Below are 19,104 nucleotides of genomic sequence, written 5' to 3' on the forward strand. Positions count from 1 at the left end.
GTTCTAATGTTTAATTTCTTCCTACCGGAAGAATATCTGCAACTGGATATTGGCCGAATAAACCGGATTTTGGTCCAGGTCGCTGCATCTAAAGTCGGCCATCAGTTTTGTTTTTTCGGTCATGAGATAGTTGAATCCCAGTCCGTACCAGGAATGATTCGCTGTTGCGGGATTCAAGTCGGTGTATTTGTCGGTAAACGCTGTTAGTTGGTAATGTGAATTGAAATCGTACCAACCCAGCAGGTAGTAACCATCTGCTTTTTCACTGTTCAATAGTGCCTGAATATATTCGGCCTGCAGATGGAAATGGCCAGAGTGAAGCAGGGCTTCCGTACCCCAGCGGAAATCATCTCCTGAAATGAGTGAGCCGGCGGCATAAATTGTCGGCAGACTCATTTGCGTAATGTTCCGGTAGGCAACAGAACCTCCCAATGTCAAATCCGATTTGTCCGCGAAGCTGAATTTCCGGTTTAACTGTGAAGTCACCAGCAGGGAATTGTTGTTATGCGCGGGTTTGTCTGTGTTTCCGTTGAACAACCCAATACTGGCATGCCACGGTTGGCCGGGGTGGCTATATAGGTATTCAAGTCCAATCATTCTAGCTCCGTACTTCGGGTTCATATTCAGCGCATTGATGACGGTGGCCCGCTCCAAAACCGGAATCCGGTAATCGGGCTGCATGCGTTGCATCATAAAATCAGGCACAAACCGCCCGAGCCGGAACAGCCCGTTTTCTTTTAGATGAATATCCGCCAGTGCGTCCTGAAAGGTGAAATTTTGATCTTTGAACGAGCGGTAAACCACCTGCAGCTTGTAACTGATGAAATCGAGCCTCGGTACATCGCCTTTGAGCCACAGTTTGGCCCGTCGAACCATGAATTCCGACGTGGTATTCAGATTGCTCGAAAACCGGGTTTGGATGTAGCCGTTTAGTTGCGGACCCTTATTTTCCTGCGCCTGAACGGATGCAGCAAAGAATAGGAGCAGCGCTAATAATTTCAATCTTTTCATGACACGATGCATATTAATGGATGACGCCGTACACCATTTTGGCAGCAATGACCAGCAAGACGATGGCGTAAATCACCTTCACCTGTCTTGATTTGGCTTTTTGCGTCATGTACCGTCCTCCCAATTGTGAGCCGATAATAACGGCAATGACGACAATGATAGTCAACGGCCAATTCATATGTCCCTGCGAAACGTGGCCCAGGTACCCTGATATGGAAGAGAAGGTAACTACAAAGGCTGTGGTGGCAGCCGCTTGTTTGGTCTTGTAGCCCATCATCATGAGGATTGGGGCAATGATGAATCCTCCGCCCAGTCCGAGCATTCCGCCTACGAAGCCGGCAAAACCACCAACGAAGAACCCGATGATGCTTCGCTTTTTCATGGACATCATCTGGTCCGGTTCAGCCATCTTGGAGGCGTATATCATGCGAACTGCTGCCGCGACAACCATGATAGCAAACAAGATTTTCAGGGTTTGTACCGGTACTTTGTCGCTGGTCATGGCTCCGAGAGGTGAGGCTACTAAGGCTGTGACAGCCATGACGGCACCGCCTTTCCAGTCGACCATCTTTTTCCGTGCAAACGGAATAAGTACCAAACCAGTGTTTAAGCCATTCAAAAGTAAACCAAGCGGAATGGCAACGGAGATCATATCGAAACCAGCCCAGTTCAGGACCGGTACATACACCATTCCTCCGCCAAGGCCCAGCATGGCAAAAATGAATGATGCAACCGCGATGATGAAAAAAACAATTCCGTATAACATGATTCCAGACTTTAAGTAAGTGTTTACTTACAATAAGAAGTAAAAAAAATTACCGTTTCAATAATTTAAGCATAAGACTCAGCATCTTCTTGCAGAAATTGTCGACCTGTGACTCGCCACCGTTGAGAATGAGCTCAATGTTCAGTGATACCGGAATGCCCATGTAAAGCATAGCGAGATTTTCAACGGGTATGGCTTCATCCCAGGTACCTTCGGCAATTCCGTCGAGGAAGATTTTACTAACCAATGATTTCTGGTTGTTGAAGATGTGACGAAGCGTTGATTTTAGTTGTTCGTCATTATTGTGTGATGCTTCCGAAAAGAGAAGCATGGTGATGCCTTTATTGTCAGTAAGATACTGAACGGTTGAGCAAATGAACTTTTGTAAGCGCTCTTCCGGTTCCAGCGAAGAGGTGGCAATTGTCCGCAACTGCCCGATAAAATCGGTCTGTACATCGTTGATTATCGACAGTATAATGTCTTGCTTGGTAGCGAAATGCCGGAAGATGGCACCTTCGCTCATGCCAATGCGTTTGGCCAGGTTGCGGGTAGACAGGTTCTTCAGGCCATCGGTATAAATGATGTCGAGTACTGCCTGCTTGATTTGGCCTTGCCTTGTTTCGCTATTTTGCCGTTCCATGACTTTGATGTAAGTAATTACTTACAAAGTTAATTCTTTTTTGAGAAATGCAAATGTTTAGCGAATTATTTTTTTAGGTGTTTGTTTTTTTCATGCTGAAAAGAAGAGGACCTGAAATGGCGAGTGGGAGAATGGGGAACTTCCGCAGATTGACACAAATGAAATTCACCGATGAACACAAAATAGGCCAGCTCCATCGAAAGCCGAACCAATAGGAATAACAGGAACGACAGGAACAATGTCAGCTACAGCAATCTGACGCCTGAAAACGTTTTTTGTTTCTTGTCTGAAGTCTATTGTCTTAATTCTTCCGCTCTTTTACATCACATGATTAAAGACAAAACCAACGATGAGTATGCCGACGGTAACAATGCCGACAAAGACCGAAATCAATTGCCATTTGAGCACTTTCTTCAGGATGATGATTTCCGGCAGGGAAAGGGCGATGACCGACATCATAAAAGCGAGGGCAGTGCCGAGCGAGACGCCCTTCTCCAAAAGCACACTGACAATGGGAATGATTCCGGCAGCATTGGAATACATCGGTACGCCGAGTAAAATGGCGACTGGAACGCCATACCAATTCTGGTTGCCCAATAAGGAACCGAGAAAATTTTCGGGCACATAACCATGAGCACCGGCTCCGACAGCAATACCAATGAGGATGTATATCCAGATTTTCCCCACAATCTCCATAACTGCGTCGTACCCCGATCGTATTCTTTCCTGAAAATGTACTCGTCCTTCTTCATCATTACTGTGACCGGCTTTTACTTCATAAACCCATTCAGCTACATATTTTTCTAATCCCAGTTTTCCTAATATCCAGCCCGCCAGAATGGCAATGATAAGGCCGGTTCCCACGTAGATGAGAGCCACTTTCCAGCCAAAGAGGCCTATCAGCAATACCAGGGCTACTTCATTAATCATCGGGGCAGCAATGAGGAATGAGAAGGTAACGCCCAGCGGAACACCCGCTTCTACAAAACCAAGAAACAGCGGAATCGCGGAACAGGAGCAAAAAGGAGTTACAATTCCCAGCAACGAAGCCAGGATGTTTCCGGTAAATAAGGATTTCCCTTCCAGTATTTTCCTGGTTTTCTCCGGAGTGAAATATGTTCTTAGGATGCCGACGACAAAGATGATGAGTACTAACAATAACAACACTTTGGGAACCTCGAAGATGAAGAAACGAAGGGTCTCCGTCAGGTGCTTGCCGGCAGCCATTCCAAACACATCATCAATGAGAAAATCTGCCATGTGCTGCAGTTGCCAGTAAACGACAATCCAAAGTGGCAAAAGGATGGCGGGAAAAAACCAGCCATGCATATTTCGGTTGAGTGCAATTACTTTTTCTCTCATCTCTTTCCCATTTTCCTAAAAGTAAACCGTAAAAACATAATAGAAACCGACTACGATGAATACGACTGAAACAACGCGCCGGAACCAGATTTCAAAAATCCTGAGTCGGTTATATAATACGCCGACACCGGAAATGGCAAAGGCGATGAGCCAGGCAAAAATGATGACGGGTATTCCGGTGGCAATGGCGAAAACAATCGGAAGGTAGAGTCCGGAAACACTGCTAACAGTTAACGGAATCAGCATTCCGAAATAGAGTACTCCGCTGTAAGGGCAGAAGGCTAATGCGAACAGAATACCGAGCAAGAGAACATCCCAATAGGTTTTAGCGCCTTTTTCTTCAAAACGTCGTGTGATGTTTTCCAGACCGGGAAACTTGATTTTCAAAATATCCAGCATGAACAGGCCAATCACAATCAATAACGGGCCGATAATTTTTTCGCCGTAGCGTTGAAAAATTCCTGATAAGGAAAACTGATCGACACCGAAGAAAATAATCAAAGCCAGTGCCGTATAGCTAATGGCCCTTCCCAGTGTATACACCAGTCCGTTATAGAATACCCGGTTCCGGTTCTCCATATCCTTGCCAATAAACCCGATGGCTGTAATGTTGGTCGCCAAAGGGCAGGGGCTAATGGCTGTCATCAGTCCCAGGATTAGTGCCGTGACAAAGGGAAGTGAGCTACTTTCGAGTATTCCACTCAGAAATTCTTCCATCGTTTATAGCAACGGTTTAATCTTCTCTTCTATAATTTGCCGGAACTTTTTGGGATTGGTCCGGGCATACATAAAACCTTCGGTGGTAATATTGAATTGCTGATTTCCTTTTACAATTAACAGCGTCTGTCCGGAAACACCCAGCTCTTTGCCTTTTGCTTCGCCGGCTTTGTCATCCAGATTATAGGCAGCAAAACTGACGTCATCGCCAAACAGTTCCTTCACATCAGCTTGAGCTTCCGATTCGACCGCGCGGCAGGTAGCGCAACGCGTATTGAAATGGAAATAGTAGACGTTGACTTTGGCTTGTTTTTCCGGTGCTTTGGAAGTACTGGCCGACGTTTGGGAAAAGGTGAATGTGCCTGCCATGAATAGAAGCAAAGCAAGAAAAGCAGTTTTTGGCGATTTCATGGTTATTGGTTTTGGGTTAGCAGTTTTTTCAGTTCTTTTACCGACGGTACTTTCCCTTTTACAACTACTTTTCCATCAACCACCAGCGCCGGAGTGGTCATTACGCCCATTTTCATGATTTCTACAATGTCTTCCACCTTGGAGACCGTAGCATCCAGTCCGGCTTCGGTTACTGCCTCATTGGTTGCTTTTTCCAATGCCCGACATTTGGGGCAACCCGTTCCCAGGACTCTGATATCCATGTGGATGGGTTTTACATTTTGAAAGTCCATAACTTCCTGTTTTTGGTTCGTTCGTCATTCGTAAAAATACGAACAGAATTATTCATTCCAAAACTTTTTGAACAGGATTTGTGCTTCGGACCATTTTTCCCGGTTCAGACAATATTTGATTTTGGGTGCTTCGATTTCTCCCTGGATAAGACCAGCATCTTTTAGTTCTTTCAAATGCTGGGAGAGGGTTGACTTCGCAATGGGTAATTCTTCGGAGAGGTCTCCGCTGTAGCAGCACGACTGACGGGAAAGTAACTCCAAAATATACACCCGGACCGGGTGCCCCAAAGCTTTGGCGATTCGGGCTAACCGGTGCTGGTCTTCCGTGAAGATATCTTTGATCAGGTTTTCTTTCATAATAATAAAATAGCTACTTGTTCGTAAAAATACGGACAAACTTCAGGATTCAAAATAGTAGCTCGATTTGCTGTGTGAAACTTTTCTTAATTATCCGGGTAATATTTTTGCCGGGAAAACAATATCGTCAAGGATTGTTTACTTTAGTAAAAAGACTATACTCTTATGTTTAATAATGACTATCTGAACGTTCTAGTATTAATCGTCGGTCTGATTGTAGGGTTCTTCGGTGCTCATCTGATCATTCGCCTGGTGAAACGAAGTCTGCATGAAAAGGCGGATGCCGGATGGATACAGACCCTAACTAAAATTACGCGTCCGCTCACTTTTTTGGCTGCGTTGCTGGTGTTATTGTCCATTCAACCATTAATGGATTTTAGTAAAAAACTGCCTTTTGACTTTCAGCATATCTTTACGCTTCTTACCATATTTCTGGTTACCTGGCTTATTATTAATGCCATTCGAAGTATTCGCATCGTGTTGCTTCGCCGATACGATTTAGATACGAAGGATAATCTGAAAGCACGAAAGATGCACACCCAGCTTCGGGTTTTCGAACGCCTGCTCATTGCCGTGGTGCTGGTTATTGCGATTGGCATCGCTCTGATGAGTTTCGATAAGATTCATAAGATTGGAGTTAGTCTCCTGGCTTCCGCCGGAATTGCCGGTATTATTATTGGTTTTGCTGCACAGAAAAGCATTGGTTTGATACTGGCCGGTTTCCAGATTGCCATTACACAGCCTATCCGTCTGGAAGATGTGGTGATTGTAGAAGACGAGTGGGGCTGGATTGAAGAAATTACCCTGACGTATGTGGTGGTTCGTATCTGGGATAAAAGGCGTCTCATTCTTCCGATTAGCTATTTCATCGAGAAGCCGTTTCAGAACTGGACGCGTACAACAGCTGAAATTCTGGGGACCGTTTTCATTTATGTCGATTACCGCTTTCCGGTAGAAAAAATGCGGGAGGCGTTGACCGAAATACTGGAAGATACCGATTTGTGGGACGGACAGGTGAATGTGCTTCAGGTAACCGATGCCAAGGAGAGTACATTGGAGTTACGAGCGTTAGTTAGTGCGGTTGATTCGCCGACTGCCTGGGATTTGCGTGTGCTGGTTCGCGAAAAGCTGGTGGAATTTGTACAAAAGAACTATCCTGAATATCTTCCGCAAACCCGCGTTGTATTCCCGGAACAGAAGAAAAATCCGGCAAATGATACGCCGAAATCCAACGTAGAAAAATCTTGATTTAACCCCTTGAATATTTTAATATGACAGATTATCTGGATAAAGCTGCCCGGCTCATCAGAGAGTCGGGTTATACTGTAGCGTTTACGGGAGCCGGTATTTCCGTCGAAAGTGGAATCCCTCCCTTCCGGGGGGAAAAAGGTCTCTGGAGCCGTTATGATCCCAAAATACTCGATTTGGACTATTTCTATTCGAATCCCCATGATTCGTGGGTGAAAATCAAAGAGATATTCTACGACTTCTTCGGGAAAGCGCAACCGAATCCGGGACACATCGCATTGGCCGGATTGGAACAACAAGGCTGGCTGAAAAGTGTGGTCACGCAAAACATCGATAACCTTCACCAGGAAGCCGGAAGCCAAACGGTATGGGAGTTTCATGGGAATTCGCAATGGGTGGTTTGTCCGCAATGTGGAGCCCGCCACTTTGCTTCTGAGATCGATATGAGTGAACTTCCTCCTCGTTGCCACGAAGATGGCTCGGTGCTAAAACCCGATTTCATTTTCTTCGGTGAAGGTATTCCGCGCAAAGCGTATGATCAATCGTTCGAAGCAGCCCGCAAAGCGGAAGTCATGTTGGTCGTAGGTACCACCGGCGAGGTTATGCCGGCCTCGATGGTCCCGTACGAAGCAGCGCGAAACGGAGCGACCATTATTGAAATCAACCCGGAAACGACACCTTTTACCAATCAAATTACGCATGTTTTCCTGGAAGGGAAAGCAGGAGAGGTACTTCCGGAATTGTTGGCCCGCGTGAGGCAACTATCGGCCGGTTGAATTTTCAACGCGTAAGTTCGAATTTTACGGTGAAAGACAATTTTGGATGGAATATGGGTGAATTTATCCCGAGAAATGACCAGTTGAAAATTTATCCTTGGGAAAGATTTATATTTTTGTTTTTCGTTAACAAAATCCCGCCGGAAAAATAGCGTTGGTTATTTCCCGGTAGGAGATGTGGGCATTTCTTGATGACCATTAAAGTAAACTATACAACACATGAAACTTTTAGAAGGAAAAACTGCCATTGTTACTGGTGCGGCCCGAGGAATCGGTAAAGCTATCGCACTGCGTTTTGCTCAGGAAGGCTGCAACATTGCCTTTACCGACTTGGTGATCAATGAAGCTGCTGAAGCAACTGAAAAAGAGATTGCTGCTTTGGGTGTAAAAGTAAAAGGTTATGCATCGAATGCTGCCAATTACGAGGAAACTCAGGCTGTTGTAAAGCAAATTGCTGATGATTTTGGCCGCATTGACGTTCTGGTGAACAATGCCGGGATTACGAAAGACGGTGCACTGAAAAGAATGACTGAAGATCAGTGGGACGCGGTAATCGCCGTGAACCTGAAATCGGTTTTCAACTTCACCAAAGCGGTTCAGCCGGTTATGTGGAAACAAGCTTCGGGCAGTGTTATTAATATGAGTTCCGTTGTGGGAGTTTCGGGAAATGCGAACCAGTGTAACTATTCTGCATCGAAAGCCGGAATCATTGGATTCACGAAATCAGCGGCCAAAGAGATGGGCTTACGGGGTATTCGCCACAACGCGGTTGCTCCCGGATTCATCATTACCGAAATGACTGGCGTTCTTCCGGAAGATGTGAAAAAATCATGGGAAGCACAGATCCCCATGCGTCGGGGCGGAACTCCGGAAGATGTAGCGAACACCTGCGTTTTCTTCGCTTCCGATCTCTCATCTTACGTAACCGGACAGGTGGTAAATGTTTGCGGTGGAATGAATACCTGATACCGAAAAATGGAATTGCATTCTATATGAATCAGGGCTGCCATTGAGCGGCCCTTTTTTGTTCGGATAAACCGGTTTGGTTCCGGGCAATGCGCTAGTTGAATGCGTTTGCTAACATTTAAATATCTATAAATAGATTGGGCCGCTGTTAAAAAATATGTTTTTGATGCAGTTTCGGAAGCTCGTCATGATTGGCGGCCTTTTTATTTTCTATATTCGCGGCTGAATTTTAATTGTATCATTTTTGTTACATCATGAAAGGCTTATTCTTAGGCTTGACCACGATAGATATCCATCATATTGTTGATCAGTTTCCCAGACCTGACAATAAAGTTAAATCGCACGATGCACCCGATATACTGATAGGTGGACCCGCTACTAACGCCGCTGTCACTTACTCTCATTTGGGAGGAAGAGCCCATCTGGTTTCGGCTTTTGGTCAAAATATTTTTAATTCCTTTTTACAGGAAGATTTACGCAAATTCAATATCGAACATCACGATTTAGCGGCTCATCGGGAGGAAAAGCCGGTAATCACTTCGGTTGTAACAACATCGGAAAATGGCGATCGAACCATCTTTACCAACCAGCCGGCTGAATACGACGTCAGTTTTGATAGTCGTGGTTTAATGGAGGAGAATCAGTTTGATTTCGTCCTTCTCGACGGTTTTTATATGCAGAAAGCACATGAGGTAGCCTGTGAAGCCAGAAGACGTGATATTCCTGTCATTCTGGACGGAGGTAGCTGGAAGGATGGAATTGAACGACTGCTGCCGCACGTGAACTACGCGATCTGTTCAGAAAAATTTATGCCGCCCTGGTGTTCGGGCAAAAAGGAGCTTTTTAGCTACCTGTCGGAGAAAGGAATTCGTCACATGGCCATTACCCGTGGAGGGAAACCTATCTTGTATAAAGACGGCTTTGATGTGGTTGAGTTGCCTGTTCCTGAGGTTAAACCAGTGGATACGCTGGGCGCCGGAGATATTTTCCACGGAGCGTTTGCCTACTATTTAAACCGTTTCCACGATTTTGTTCCCGCTCTCGAAAAAGCGGCGGAGGTGGCTGCTCATTCCTGTCAATTTGCCGGTACACGGGTTTGGATGCAATAATTATAATTTGAAGTTAATTTTGATTTTCATAATTTTAGAGAAGTCAATTGGATTTCTATGAAAAATCAAAATATTGCTTTTCACCTAAGTTTCTATCTGTTACTGGCTGGTTTTACCCTAACCATGCTGATTGTGGCTATTGGTTATCGTTTTACACGCGACACCATTCTTGACGGTTTAGCAGACCGGGCTCAAACGGTTACACATACTGCTTCCCTGCTGGTGAACGATGCAGTTGTACATGCACGTAAATCGGCAGAAATCATTGAATCAGGTACTAAGCAGATGGATAATGAGCAGGAGATGGAAGATCTGCTGCAGCTTGTTTTAAAGTCAAATCCTCATCTGGAAGCTGTTCAGCTGAAGGAAAATCTCAATAGCTCGGAAGAAGTTAATCATTTTTTTTATCGGAAAGATTCAGCGATCGTCGGTTCAAGCAGCGATCTGCCGATGTGTGCTCAATTACAGGACTGGTACCACCAGGTTTTTGTTTCGGGTAAGGCAGGTTGGTCCGAGCCATTTTGGGTGGAGGGGCATAAAACACAATGTATTGCCTACGCTATTCCGTTTCGTGTGAAGAAAAACGGAAGGGAAGTACCGGCCATTGCATGTGCAGTGATGTCTTTGGAGGAGGTTTATAGCGAACTTTCAGGAATTAAAATTTATAAAAGTGGTTTTCCTATTCTTTTTTCTTCGGAAGGAAAAGTGGTATATCATCCCCAACCGGCCTTTCTTAATGAGAATGTCGATACACTGAGCCATTGTTTTTCACTGGGCGATCTCAGCAAAATAAAACGAATTATTTCACGGGGTGTTGGCGGAAAAACGCTGTTAAATCCGGTTTGTTATGGCGGACGACGTGCCACGGCTGTTTACTGGCCGGTGACTGAAAATGGCTGGTTAATGATGGTTTTGGTTCCCTATTCTGAGTTGTTGAGTGAGTTGCGAAAGGTCATTATCCTGGTGATGTTCCTGGTATTGATCGGAACCGGTGTGATGGTATCAGTTACCATTTTGCTATCGCGTTCGGTAACAACGCCTATCACGCAACTGGCCGATGAAGCGCGCAGAATTATGGAAGAAGAAGGTGACCCATTGGAAGTAGTTGGAAACGAGTTTGAAGTGCTGGCTGGAGGTTTAGCGCACATGAAGCAGCGAATGGAGAATTACCATGCGCGATGGGCTCAGAGTCGAAGAGACCAGGAAGAACTCGACCGGGAATTGGAGCTGGCTCGTTCCATCGAAATGAGCATTGTACCGTCCAGGTTTCCCATTTTTCCCGATAGGAAAGAGTTTGATTGTTTCGGAAAGCTAATTCCGGCCCGTTCTGTTGGAGGTGACTTGTTCGATGTGTTTTTCCTGGATGAGGATAAATTGTGTATTTCGATTTGCGATACGCTTGGGAAAGGTATTCCGGCAGCTATGTTCTCGGTAATGACGCGAACATTGATGCGGGGAATTGCCAATGCGGACATGAAGGTGAGCAGTATTATGGAACGCCTGAATGAAGAGTTATGCTCTGATGCCGAATCGGATATGTTTGTGACTGTTTTCCTTTCTGTTTTGGAAATATCGACCGGGACTTTTACCTACTGTAATGCCGGTCACCCGCATCCTTATCTGCTTAGGAGAGATGGTTCTGTAGAAATTCTTGAACATTCACATGGTATCCCGGTAGGAGTAATGCCCCGTCAAACGTTTGATGAGACGAAAATGGTCTTTAAACCAGGAGAAATGCTGATTACCTATACCGATGGTGTAACCGAGGAGCATGATGAAGGAGGAAAAATGTTCGGACAGGATCGGTTGCGTTACGAAATTGCTCAGATAGGGCAGGTTGAACCGGAAGAGATGGTGGAGCGCATCCTGGAAGCATTGCTTTCATTCCGTGGCCGACTTGAACAAAGAGACGATACTACCATGTTGGCTGTTCGGTACTTTGGAAATATAAGCTAGAAGGAGTTTACCTCAGATAAGTGAGCCCTAATATGGCTACCGTTGCAGCCATGTAAAGCAATGTGAGCGGAAAACCAATCTTGAAGAAATCGCGGAAAGAATACCCCCCCGGACCATAAACCATCAGGTTGGTCTGGTAACCGATTGGTGTCATGAAGTTGGCTGCGGCAGCGAAAGCTACTACCAGAATAAACGGTTGCGGTGGCAAACTCAGATTTGATGCCATGGTTAATGAAATGGGGAATATAAGCGCCACTGCAGCTTTATTGGTTATCAGGTTGGCCAATAATGATGTTATCAGGTATATTCCCGCCAAAAGGGCCACTTTCCCGAAAGGTAAGAAGATGGAGATAAGACTATTCGCCAGCATTTCTGCAACACCGGTTTTCAGCATGGCAGTTCCCAACGCAAGTGATAATGCGATGACCATGGCCAGTTCGTAATCGATACTCTTGGGAATATCTTTCGGCGGATAAATCTTCAGCATGTTAATGAGGATAATGAGTACCAACAGCGAAGTAAACAAGGGCACCAATCGCAACGCTGAAAGCAATATGGCCAGTCCGGTTCCACCGAAAAGGACAAAATACTGCCACTTTTCAAGTTTCCTGAAAGCTTTTACTTTTGAGATGTAATAAAAGTCGAGTGTGCCGGCCGAACGGCTTTCGAAGCTTTTTCCCACAAAGAGCAAAAGAACGTCACCCGCTTTCAGTTTCTGGAAGGTAATCTTACCCGAAATTCGTTCTCCATTACGGTGAATGGCAATAATCGCCGAGTCGTAACGCCCACGAAAATTGGCCTCCATAACGGTTTTCCCGATAAGGGAAGAGTTGTGCGAAATAACTACTTCTACCACTTCACTCTTTTTGCTGTCCTGCAACGAACCAAGTGTTGGAAATGAAAGACCTGAATCCGTTTGTGTGATGATATCAGCAATGGTTTCGGTATCACCGGCAAAAACCAACTGGTCGTTTACACGAAGTTGTGTGGTGAGCGAAATGGCCGGAATACGCTCATTGTCACGAATTAACTCTACCAGGTACAATCCTTTCAGTCTGTCGAGGTTTTCATTCCGGATATCTTTCCCCGCAAGGGGTGAGCCCTCGTTAATCTGTGTTTGCAGAATATATTCCCTGTTCCTTGTACGAAACTGGGACATAGCATCTTTTCGTTCCGGCAGTAATTTCTTGCTAAATAAGAGCATATAGGCAATCCCGATGACTGCCATGGCAGAACCTACCGGGAAAAAATCGAACATGTCGAGTGAAGGCAGGCCGGGAATGATCTCCTGGTCGAGCACCATTCCGTTTACAATCAGGTTGGTGGAAGTACCAATTAGTGTGGCACAACCTCCCAGAATAGCTGCATACGAAAGTGGAATCAATAACCGGGAAGGCGAAGTATTGTTTCGTTTACTCCAGTGATGTACGTATGGCATCATGATGGCTACGAGCGGCGTATTGTTCAGGAAGGCTGAAAATCCGGCGACCAGCGTCATCATTCTGAGCATAAAACCCCGGTACGTTCGTGCCCCCTTGAACACCTTGTCGAAAATCATTTCCATGATGGGCGTTTGCCGGATGATGTCACCAAGCAAAAGAAGGAGCAGAATGACGACCAACTGTACATTCGCAAACCCGCTGAGGATTTCGGCCGGAGTTAGAATGCGCGAAACGCCCAGAACAGAGATGGCAATAACAAATGTAAATGATGGTCCCAGTATCTCAAAGTACAGGGATATCAATATGAATGCCAGGACAACAAATACTATGAGTACTTCGAAATTCAAAATCCAGGTTCAGTTGATCTTCGAAATGTGAAGATATAATATTTTAACAATATGTGATTACCTGTATGCCTTTTTCGGTAAGGTTTACAAAAGAAACGGCCGGAATAAATCCGGCCGTCATATTTCTTGTATGAAATGTCTTCTTAGAATAATCTGATGCCCAGTGACAAGGTCAGTGTGTTGCCTTTGTTTTTAAAGCCAATAACTGTCGGATCATTGTTGGAGACACCTTCTGATACGTTGGTCAATCCCCATGCGTAACGCACGTCAAGAGACAACATAGCTACATCGACACCGACGCCTGCCTGCCAGTCCCAGGTGTTGTTTTTGAAGTTGCTCGGGTCGTACAGACTTGGGTCAACTGCAACACCATCTGTTTTATTGAGTGTGATTTCACTTCCGTCCAGGATAAACGACATGGCAGGGCCAGTCATCAGGTTAACAGAAGCAACTTTCAGGTCGAGTACTTTAACACCAAGCAACAACGGTATCTGAACGGACTTCACATCCATGTGCTGTGTGACAGCTCCTTCCAAACCACTTTGCGTTGTAGAGGTAGGAATTGAATAAGTTGTTTTTCCTTTTTGCACACTGTACAGCAATTCAGGCTGAAGAAAAACCTTGTTATGTTTCAGTCGCAGAAAAGCACCAACATTGAAACCGTTAGCTGCGTCTGCCTTCAGGTCATTGAGGGTGTAGCTTGATGCGCCGGCAATGGCATTGTCGGTCGTAATTTTTGTAGAGTTGATACTTCCCTTAATACCAAGGCTGATCGGTAGTTGAGCAAACAGCGAGGTGGTCAGAGCCACCAATACGAATGACAGAAGTAGTCGTTTCATAAGATTAAAAATTAATGTTTGTAGAGATAAACGAATAAACAATACATGCTATTGTCTTGTGTCTTGTCTTAATTTTCGTTGGGCAATTTAACAATTTTAACGATTGATTCCTGTCATTCCCCGGCGAATTTGTACTTTCGTTCCATTACGAAATCAAAAATACTACTTCCATGAGAAAGTTAAATAAGCTCTCTCCTCAGCCTGTATGGGACTATTTTGAAGACATTTGCCAGGTTCCCAGGCCTTCGAAAAAGGAGGAGCAGATTATTCAGTTCCTGCTCGAATTTGCTGAAAAACATAATTTGGATGCAAAAACGGACGAGGCAGGAAATGTTTTAATCTCCAAACCGGCTACTTCCGGAAAAGAAAAGGTAAAACGGGTTATTCTGCAGTCGCACATCGATATGGTGTGTGAGAAGAATTCCGATACCGAACATGATTTTGAAAAGGATCCGATCAAAGCCTATGTAGATGGTGAGTGGGTAACGGCCGAAGGTACCACACTCGGTGCCGATTGTGGAATTGGTATGGCTGCCGCTATGGCGGTTCTTACGGCTAAAGATTTTGAGCACGGCCCGATTGAATCTCTTTTTACGGTAGATGAAGAGACTGGACTAACTGGTGCGTTTGCTTTGCAGCCCGGATTTTTGAGCGGCTCAATTCTTTTGAATCTCGATTCGGAGGACGAAGGTGAGTTATTCATCGGTTGTGCTGGTGGTGTCGACACAGTTGCCACATTTAACTATCAACCGGAAGCTTCTCCTGCCGGGATGTTTGCTGTTAAATTATCGGTAACCGGACTGTTAGGTGGTCATTCAGGAGATGATATTCATAAGGGTAGGGGAAATGCCAACAAAATACTGAACCGCTTCATATGGGGCGCTACGCAGAAATACGGAGCACGTCTCGCTTCGTTCGATGGCGGAAACTTACGTAATGCGATTGCTCGTGAAGCTTTTGCTGTTATATTGGTGCCTTCGGATAAAAAGGAGCAATTAACCGCTGATTTTAATGTTTTCCGTTCAACCGTGCAGAACGAATTGGCGATTACTGAGCCGAAACTGAAGTTGGAGCTCGAAAGCACCGAAGCTGCCCCAACGGTAATGGATAATGAAACTCAGCAGAAGTTCCTTCAGGCGTTGTATGCCTGTCCGCACGGTGTACTTGGAATGAGCTTCCGTATGCCGGGAATGGTGGAAACATCAACGAACCTGGCATCCGTGAAATTCAAGGAAGGTAATCAAATTGAGGTGACGACCAGTCAGCGAAGTGATTTGAACAGCGGCAAAGAGGATGCAGCTGCCATGGTGAAAGCCGTTTTCGAGTTGGGCGGCGCCAAAATTCGTCATAGCGACGGTTACCCGGGCTGGACACCGAATCCCGAATCGGAAATCATGGATATTACCCGGACGGCTTACAGCAAGCTTTTTAAGCAGGAGCCGATTGTTCGTTCGATTCATGCAGGGTTGGAATGTGGATTATTTCTGGATAAGTATCCGTCGATGGACATGATTTCATTTGGACCGACCATCCGCGGGGCGCACTCACCTGATGAGAAGCTTGAAATTGAAACAGTGACTAAATTCTGGGATTTGTTGGTTGAAGTACTGATTAAAATTCCGGAAGAGAAATAAGGAAACAACATTACCGAAAAACGAAAAGGGGGCTGAAGTAATTCAGTCCCCTTTCTTGTCCTAATCATAAACTAAAAACACCAAAGCATAAAAACCGATGACTGTTTAGTCGATACAGCCATCATTTAGAAACGATGTTGAATATTTTCGACTTACCAATACTTTAACTGAGTTATGGTAATATTCTGAATTATGAAAAGATAACCGGCAACGATTATTTTCATTGCTTTTGGAAATCCCAAACAATAAAACAGCTTTTTAATGAATGCGCAAAATAGTAAAGTTTTTCTGCGCACGCATCCAAAACTTTTATGTTCAAAAACAAGTTTTAAAAATTAAGGCATGTTTTATATGCATGAAAACAAGAGGTAACAGGTCGTATTTTTATTTCTTTTATTAATTGCAACGGGGTTTTCCGGCAAAAATAAATGATGATGCATTTTCTCTTGCCTTCAAATGCGGTTTTCCGCCGATATTTTTTTTGATGTTAAATAAATCAGGCATCTTTGAATGATAAAAAATGGTCAGGAATGTCAGTTGATTTACAGTCTTTACTCAATCATTTTGAGCCCATTAGTTTGGATGCGGCGGATAAGGCACGTTTGATGAACCGCGTGGATTCAAAATTTGTGGTTTCTGTAGATAAACTGGAAGAAATTATGGAGGAAACTTGGTCGGATTACCAGGTTCTGAGTATCGAAGGAGAGAGGAATCTGCCGTATCGGACACGTTACCTCGATACGCCGGATTTTGCGATGTTCAATGCGCATGTTAATGGCAAATTGAATCGGTACAAGATCCGTTTCCGGGAATATCCCCTTACGGGAATGCGATTTTTGGAATCAAAGTTTAAAATGAACCGCAACCGGACCATTAAAAAGCGCATTTCCCGCCAGGAACATATTCCAGAAGAAAATGAGGTGGAAGAGCAATTTGTAATGCAACAAACGCCTTATAATCGGGAAGATCTGGAAACTAAGTTGTATAATAGGTTTAAGCGGGTTTCGTTAGTTCATAGAACCGTAAATGAACGAATTACGATTGATACTGACATCTTTTTTTCAACTGATAAGGAGAACTGGCAGGCACTTGGTGATTTGGCGGTAATTGAGTTGAAACAGGAGCAGTTCAGCCGGCATGTCGGATTTACCCGCATTTTACGCAGACATGGAATCAGGCCAATTGGCTTTTCAAAATATTGTATCGGAGTTTCGATGTTATATCCCGACAGGAAAATTAATCGGATGAAACAGAAAATCCGGCTGCTGAATAAACTAACTAGACACTCATCATGACGACTATTTTGCCATTGATCACTTCGGTTCCCTTGTTTTTGCCAGTCGCCGATTTGTTCGGAATTGAGTGGTTAAACGGACCGGACACACTGGAGTTAGCGCTCCGTTTCCTGTTTAATTTACTGGTAATAACAATTATTGGCCGTTACCTCTACTACCGTATTTCCCGCCGGAAGGAGTACTATTTTACGTACATTCTGATTGGCACAACCGTGTTTTTCATCTCCTTCCTGTTGGAAAGTGTTAAGCTGGAAATTGGCTTTGCATTGGGCTTGTTTGCTGTGTTTGGTATTCTTCGTTACCGAACGGATACCATTCCCATCAAAGAGATGACTTTTCTCTTTGTGATCATTGCGATTTCGGTCATCAATGCTTTGGCGGGTGCGGAAATAAGTTATGCCGAGTTGTTTATGACCAACGTTGCCATTATTGCGGTAACCTGGGCAATGGAGCGTTTGTGGTCCAACCGTCAGGAGACGCAGAAAACGGTTATTTACGAACGCATAGAACTGATTAAGCCGGAAAATTACGGTGCTTTATTGGCTGATTTGGAAGAAAGAACGGGTTTGGAAATCAATCGAATTGAAGTGGGTGACATCAACTTTCTTCGCGATACCGCTGAAATTACCATCTTTTATCATCCTTACCAGGAAAAGGCTTCCCGCAAGCCCTAAGTTTCTTTTGCTATGAAGAAAATCATCATCACATTCGCAGGGCTGGTTCTTTTCCTGTTTGGTACAGCGCCTGTGGTTGCAGCCGACAATTATGGAATCTGGACGAGTGCCGGCGTTCGTAAAGATTTTCACAAATGGAAATTCGAATTAAATGAGGAATTTCGTTTCTCCGATAACGTTTCAACTCTTGGACGTTACTTTACTGAACTGAGCGCCGGTTATGATGTGACGGACTGGTTAAGCATGGGGGCGGGGTACAGATTCACAAAGGATCGGGATAAAGACAATGCCTGGCGAACGCTTCACCGTTTTATTGTTGATGCTGAGGTAAGCCACGAAATAAAAAGTGTGGAATTGTCTTATCGTTTGCGCTATACCAACGAAGATGATTTCATTGCCGGAGGGAACGATGACAGTTCATTCCTGCGACAAAAAGGCGAAGTGGAATATCATATTCGCGACAGTCGGTGGGACCCCTATTTTTCGGGTGAGTTGTACTATCAGCTACATGGGAAAAATTCCGGTGAATTCAATAAATTTCGATACACTCTTGGAACCAAATTCTCGTTGAATAAGAAGAATCGCTTCAGCTTGTTTTTCAGTTTGCAGCAGGAATTTAACGTGTCGAAACCCGACCGTGATTTTATTACCGGCCTATCGTACACCTACCGTCTTTGAGAACCTTTCGATGAATTGGATGCCCGGGCGTATTGTTGTTTTTGGCCGGTGGCAAAAACGGATCTCAGCGGATGCAAGACTATTTTGCGGTATTCCTTCTGTTCGTTTTACAAGCTATTCTTCAGGGGAATGTCTTCAACAATTTGCTCGTTTTTGTTTCACTGGCAGGCGTGCCATAATACTTCAATATTACTTAATCTAATTGTTTATAATACCTTGTTAATTGTCAGAATAGTAATTTAATACAATATTAATTGTTTTAATTATTGCTGTTTGTCAATATGCAGTGTACCCCAACTAAATTTTGTTAAATATCGAATTGATTTTCAACAACAATTCTCGTTTGGTCGTTTACAATCATGAAGACCGGAAAACAAATGTTTATGAGGAAAACATAAAGGTTGTTTTGTATATACTTCATAAGAGAACAAACAGAAAAATTAGATGACTGAATGATGTGGATGCCCTTTTCTTTCCTCGTTTTCAGTTGGTTTTCATAATGTATTTTGGTAAATTTATAGTAGCCGCAGGGCTGAGCGAAGCAGAAGCGTTCTTCACTTTTTGAAATACAGCCATGTGCGGCCGTTTGAATCCGTAAACTCTA

At 44.4% G+C, this 19,104-nt stretch carries 19 protein-coding genes; 9 read left to right on the forward strand and 10 right to left on the reverse strand.

All coding sequences use genetic code 11. The annotated features are described in order from the left end of the window. Positions 1-21 precede the first annotated feature (21 nt). The 8 genes from T426_RS0108225 to T426_RS0108260 form a co-directional block, all read right to left on the reverse strand. The gene (locus T426_RS0108225; RefSeq protein ID WP_159103384.1) at positions 22-1,011 is read right to left on the reverse strand and encodes a porin; all 990 of its coding nucleotides are present in this window, start codon (positions 1,009-1,011) and stop codon (positions 22-24) included. A gap of 13 nt (positions 1,012-1,024) precedes the next feature. Beyond that, positions 1,025-1,777, reverse strand: coding sequence for a sulfite exporter TauE/SafE family protein (locus T426_RS0108230; protein ID WP_051539189.1), 753 nt, complete (start codon positions 1,775-1,777; stop codon positions 1,025-1,027). 49 nt (positions 1,778-1,826) lie between these two features. Beyond that, on the reverse strand, positions 1,827-2,417 hold the full coding sequence (locus T426_RS25030) for a TetR/AcrR family transcriptional regulator (RefSeq protein ID WP_027585518.1): 591 nt from the start codon (positions 2,415-2,417) through the stop codon (positions 1,827-1,829). 318 nt (positions 2,418-2,735) lie between these two features. Next, complete coding sequence (locus T426_RS0108240) at positions 2,736-3,779, reverse strand: permease (protein ID WP_082229530.1); 1,044 nt, start codon at positions 3,777-3,779, stop codon at positions 2,736-2,738. Between the two features lie 15 nt (positions 3,780-3,794). Beyond that, positions 3,795-4,496 (reverse strand): aromatic aminobenezylarsenical efflux permease ArsG family transporter, encoded by a 702-nt coding sequence (locus T426_RS0108245; RefSeq protein ID WP_027585520.1) that lies wholly within the window; start codon positions 4,494-4,496, stop codon positions 3,795-3,797. A 3-nt stretch (positions 4,497-4,499) separates the two neighbouring features. Continuing rightward, positions 4,500-4,907: a nitrophenyl compound nitroreductase subunit ArsF family protein gene (locus T426_RS0108250; protein WP_025865992.1), complete on the reverse strand. Its 408-nt coding sequence runs from the start codon at positions 4,905-4,907 to the stop codon at positions 4,500-4,502. A 2-nt stretch (positions 4,908-4,909) separates the two neighbouring features. Then, on the reverse strand, positions 4,910-5,149 hold the full coding sequence (locus tag T426_RS0108255; protein ID WP_025865993.1) for a thioredoxin family protein: 240 nt from the start codon (positions 5,147-5,149) through the stop codon (positions 4,910-4,912). Between the two features lie 78 nt (positions 5,150-5,227). Continuing rightward, positions 5,228-5,536, reverse strand: a complete 309-nt coding sequence (locus tag T426_RS0108260; RefSeq protein WP_027585521.1) for an ArsR/SmtB family transcription factor — start codon at positions 5,534-5,536, stop codon at positions 5,228-5,230. A gap of 165 nt (positions 5,537-5,701) precedes the next feature. Between T426_RS0108260 and T426_RS23145 the strand changes: the two genes are divergently transcribed. The 5 genes from T426_RS23145 (at position 5,702) to T426_RS0108290 (ending at position 11,591) form a co-directional block, all read left to right on the forward strand. Next, complete coding sequence (locus T426_RS23145; protein ID WP_025865995.1) at positions 5,702-6,784, forward strand: mechanosensitive ion channel family protein; 1,083 nt, start codon at positions 5,702-5,704, stop codon at positions 6,782-6,784. 23 nt (positions 6,785-6,807) lie between these two features. After that, positions 6,808-7,560, forward strand: coding sequence for an SIR2 family NAD-dependent protein deacylase (locus T426_RS0108270; protein WP_025865996.1), 753 nt, complete (start codon positions 6,808-6,810; stop codon positions 7,558-7,560). 219 nt (positions 7,561-7,779) lie between these two features. Further along, a complete protein-coding gene (gene fabG, locus T426_RS0108280; protein WP_025865997.1) occupies positions 7,780-8,526 on the forward strand; it encodes a 3-oxoacyl-[acyl-carrier-protein] reductase in 747 nt (248 codons plus the stop codon). Positions 8,527-8,780: 254 nt separating this feature from the next. After that, on the forward strand, positions 8,781-9,635 hold the full coding sequence (locus T426_RS0108285) for a PfkB family carbohydrate kinase (protein ID WP_025865998.1): 855 nt from the start codon (positions 8,781-8,783) through the stop codon (positions 9,633-9,635). Positions 9,636-9,692: 57 nt separating this feature from the next. After that, positions 9,693-11,591 (forward strand): SpoIIE family protein phosphatase, encoded by a 1,899-nt coding sequence (locus T426_RS0108290; RefSeq protein WP_025865999.1) that lies wholly within the window; start codon positions 9,693-9,695, stop codon positions 11,589-11,591. Between the two features lie 7 nt (positions 11,592-11,598). Here the strand turns inward: T426_RS0108290 and T426_RS0108295 are convergent, their stop codons facing one another. Both T426_RS0108295 and T426_RS0108300 read right to left on the reverse strand, forming a co-directional pair. After that, positions 11,599-13,380 carry an SLC13 family permease gene (locus T426_RS0108295; protein WP_027585522.1) on the reverse strand — a complete coding sequence of 594 codons (1,782 nt, stop codon included), beginning with the start codon at positions 13,378-13,380 and terminating at the stop codon, positions 11,599-11,601. Positions 13,381-13,523: 143 nt separating this feature from the next. Further along, entirely contained in the window at positions 13,524-14,219 is a 696-nt protein-coding gene (locus T426_RS0108300) for a porin family protein (RefSeq protein WP_025866000.1), read from the reverse strand. Between the two features lie 170 nt (positions 14,220-14,389). On the opposite strand from T426_RS0108300, the gene T426_RS0108305 reads away from it, so the two are divergent. The 4 genes from T426_RS0108305 (at position 14,390) to T426_RS0108325 (ending at position 18,500) form a co-directional block, all read left to right on the forward strand. Further along, complete coding sequence (locus T426_RS0108305; protein ID WP_025866001.1) at positions 14,390-15,853, forward strand: aminoacyl-histidine dipeptidase; 1,464 nt, start codon at positions 14,390-14,392, stop codon at positions 15,851-15,853. A gap of 530 nt (positions 15,854-16,383) precedes the next feature. Beyond that, complete coding sequence (locus T426_RS0108315) at positions 16,384-17,148, forward strand: polyphosphate polymerase domain-containing protein (RefSeq protein ID WP_036985411.1); 765 nt, start codon at positions 16,384-16,386, stop codon at positions 17,146-17,148. Beyond that, positions 17,145-17,822, forward strand: coding sequence for a DUF4956 domain-containing protein (locus T426_RS0108320; protein ID WP_081782536.1), 678 nt, complete (start codon positions 17,145-17,147; stop codon positions 17,820-17,822). Before T426_RS0108315 ends, T426_RS0108320 begins: the two co-directional genes overlap by 4 nt. Positions 17,823-17,834: 12 nt before the next feature. Beyond that, a complete protein-coding gene (locus tag T426_RS0108325) occupies positions 17,835-18,500 on the forward strand; it encodes a DUF2490 domain-containing protein (RefSeq protein WP_025866005.1) in 666 nt (221 codons plus the stop codon). Positions 18,501-19,104: the final 604 nt, after the last annotated feature.

The organism is Prolixibacter bellariivorans ATCC BAA-1284 (assembly GCF_000621705.1).
Classification (GTDB): domain Bacteria; phylum Bacteroidota; class Bacteroidia; order Bacteroidales; family Prolixibacteraceae; genus Prolixibacter; species Prolixibacter bellariivorans.

Coding starts and splice junctions, on each gene's coding strand:
- T426_RS0108325 (WP_025866005.1), top strand. CDS start 17,835: ATGAAGAAAATCATCATCACATTCGCAGGGCTGGTTCTTTTCCTGTTT.
- T426_RS0108230 (WP_051539189.1), bottom strand. CDS start 1,777: ATGTTATACGGAATTGTTTTTTTCATCATCGCGGTTGCATCATTCATT.
- T426_RS0108315 (WP_036985411.1), top strand. CDS start 16,384: ATGTCAGTTGATTTACAGTCTTTACTCAATCATTTTGAGCCCATTAGT.
- T426_RS0108260 (WP_027585521.1), bottom strand. CDS start 5,536: ATGAAAGAAAACCTGATCAAAGATATCTTCACGGAAGACCAGCACCGG.
- T426_RS0108320 (WP_081782536.1), top strand. CDS start 17,145: ATGACGACTATTTTGCCATTGATCACTTCGGTTCCCTTGTTTTTGCCA.
- T426_RS0108300 (WP_025866000.1), bottom strand. CDS start 14,219: ATGAAACGACTACTTCTGTCATTCGTATTGGTGGCTCTGACCACCTCG.
- fabG (WP_025865997.1), top strand. CDS start 7,780: ATGAAACTTTTAGAAGGAAAAACTGCCATTGTTACTGGTGCGGCCCGA.
- T426_RS0108290 (WP_025865999.1), top strand. CDS start 9,693: ATGAAAAATCAAAATATTGCTTTTCACCTAAGTTTCTATCTGTTACTG.
- T426_RS25030 (WP_027585518.1), bottom strand. CDS start 2,417: ATGGAACGGCAAAATAGCGAAACAAGGCAAGGCCAAATCAAGCAGGCA.
- T426_RS0108240 (WP_082229530.1), bottom strand. CDS start 3,779: ATGAGAGAAAAAGTAATTGCACTCAACCGAAATATGCATGGCTGGTTT.
- T426_RS0108255 (WP_025865993.1), bottom strand. CDS start 5,149: ATGGATATCAGAGTCCTGGGAACGGGTTGCCCCAAATGTCGGGCATTG.
- T426_RS0108285 (WP_025865998.1), top strand. CDS start 8,781: ATGAAAGGCTTATTCTTAGGCTTGACCACGATAGATATCCATCATATT.
- T426_RS23145 (WP_025865995.1), top strand. CDS start 5,702: ATGTTTAATAATGACTATCTGAACGTTCTAGTATTAATCGTCGGTCTG.
- T426_RS0108225 (WP_159103384.1), bottom strand. CDS start 1,011: ATGAAAAGATTGAAATTATTAGCGCTGCTCCTATTCTTTGCTGCATCC.
- T426_RS0108250 (WP_025865992.1), bottom strand. CDS start 4,907: ATGAAATCGCCAAAAACTGCTTTTCTTGCTTTGCTTCTATTCATGGCA.
- T426_RS0108245 (WP_027585520.1), bottom strand. CDS start 4,496: ATGGAAGAATTTCTGAGTGGAATACTCGAAAGTAGCTCACTTCCCTTT.
- T426_RS0108305 (WP_025866001.1), top strand. CDS start 14,390: ATGAGAAAGTTAAATAAGCTCTCTCCTCAGCCTGTATGGGACTATTTT.
- T426_RS0108270 (WP_025865996.1), top strand. CDS start 6,808: ATGACAGATTATCTGGATAAAGCTGCCCGGCTCATCAGAGAGTCGGGT.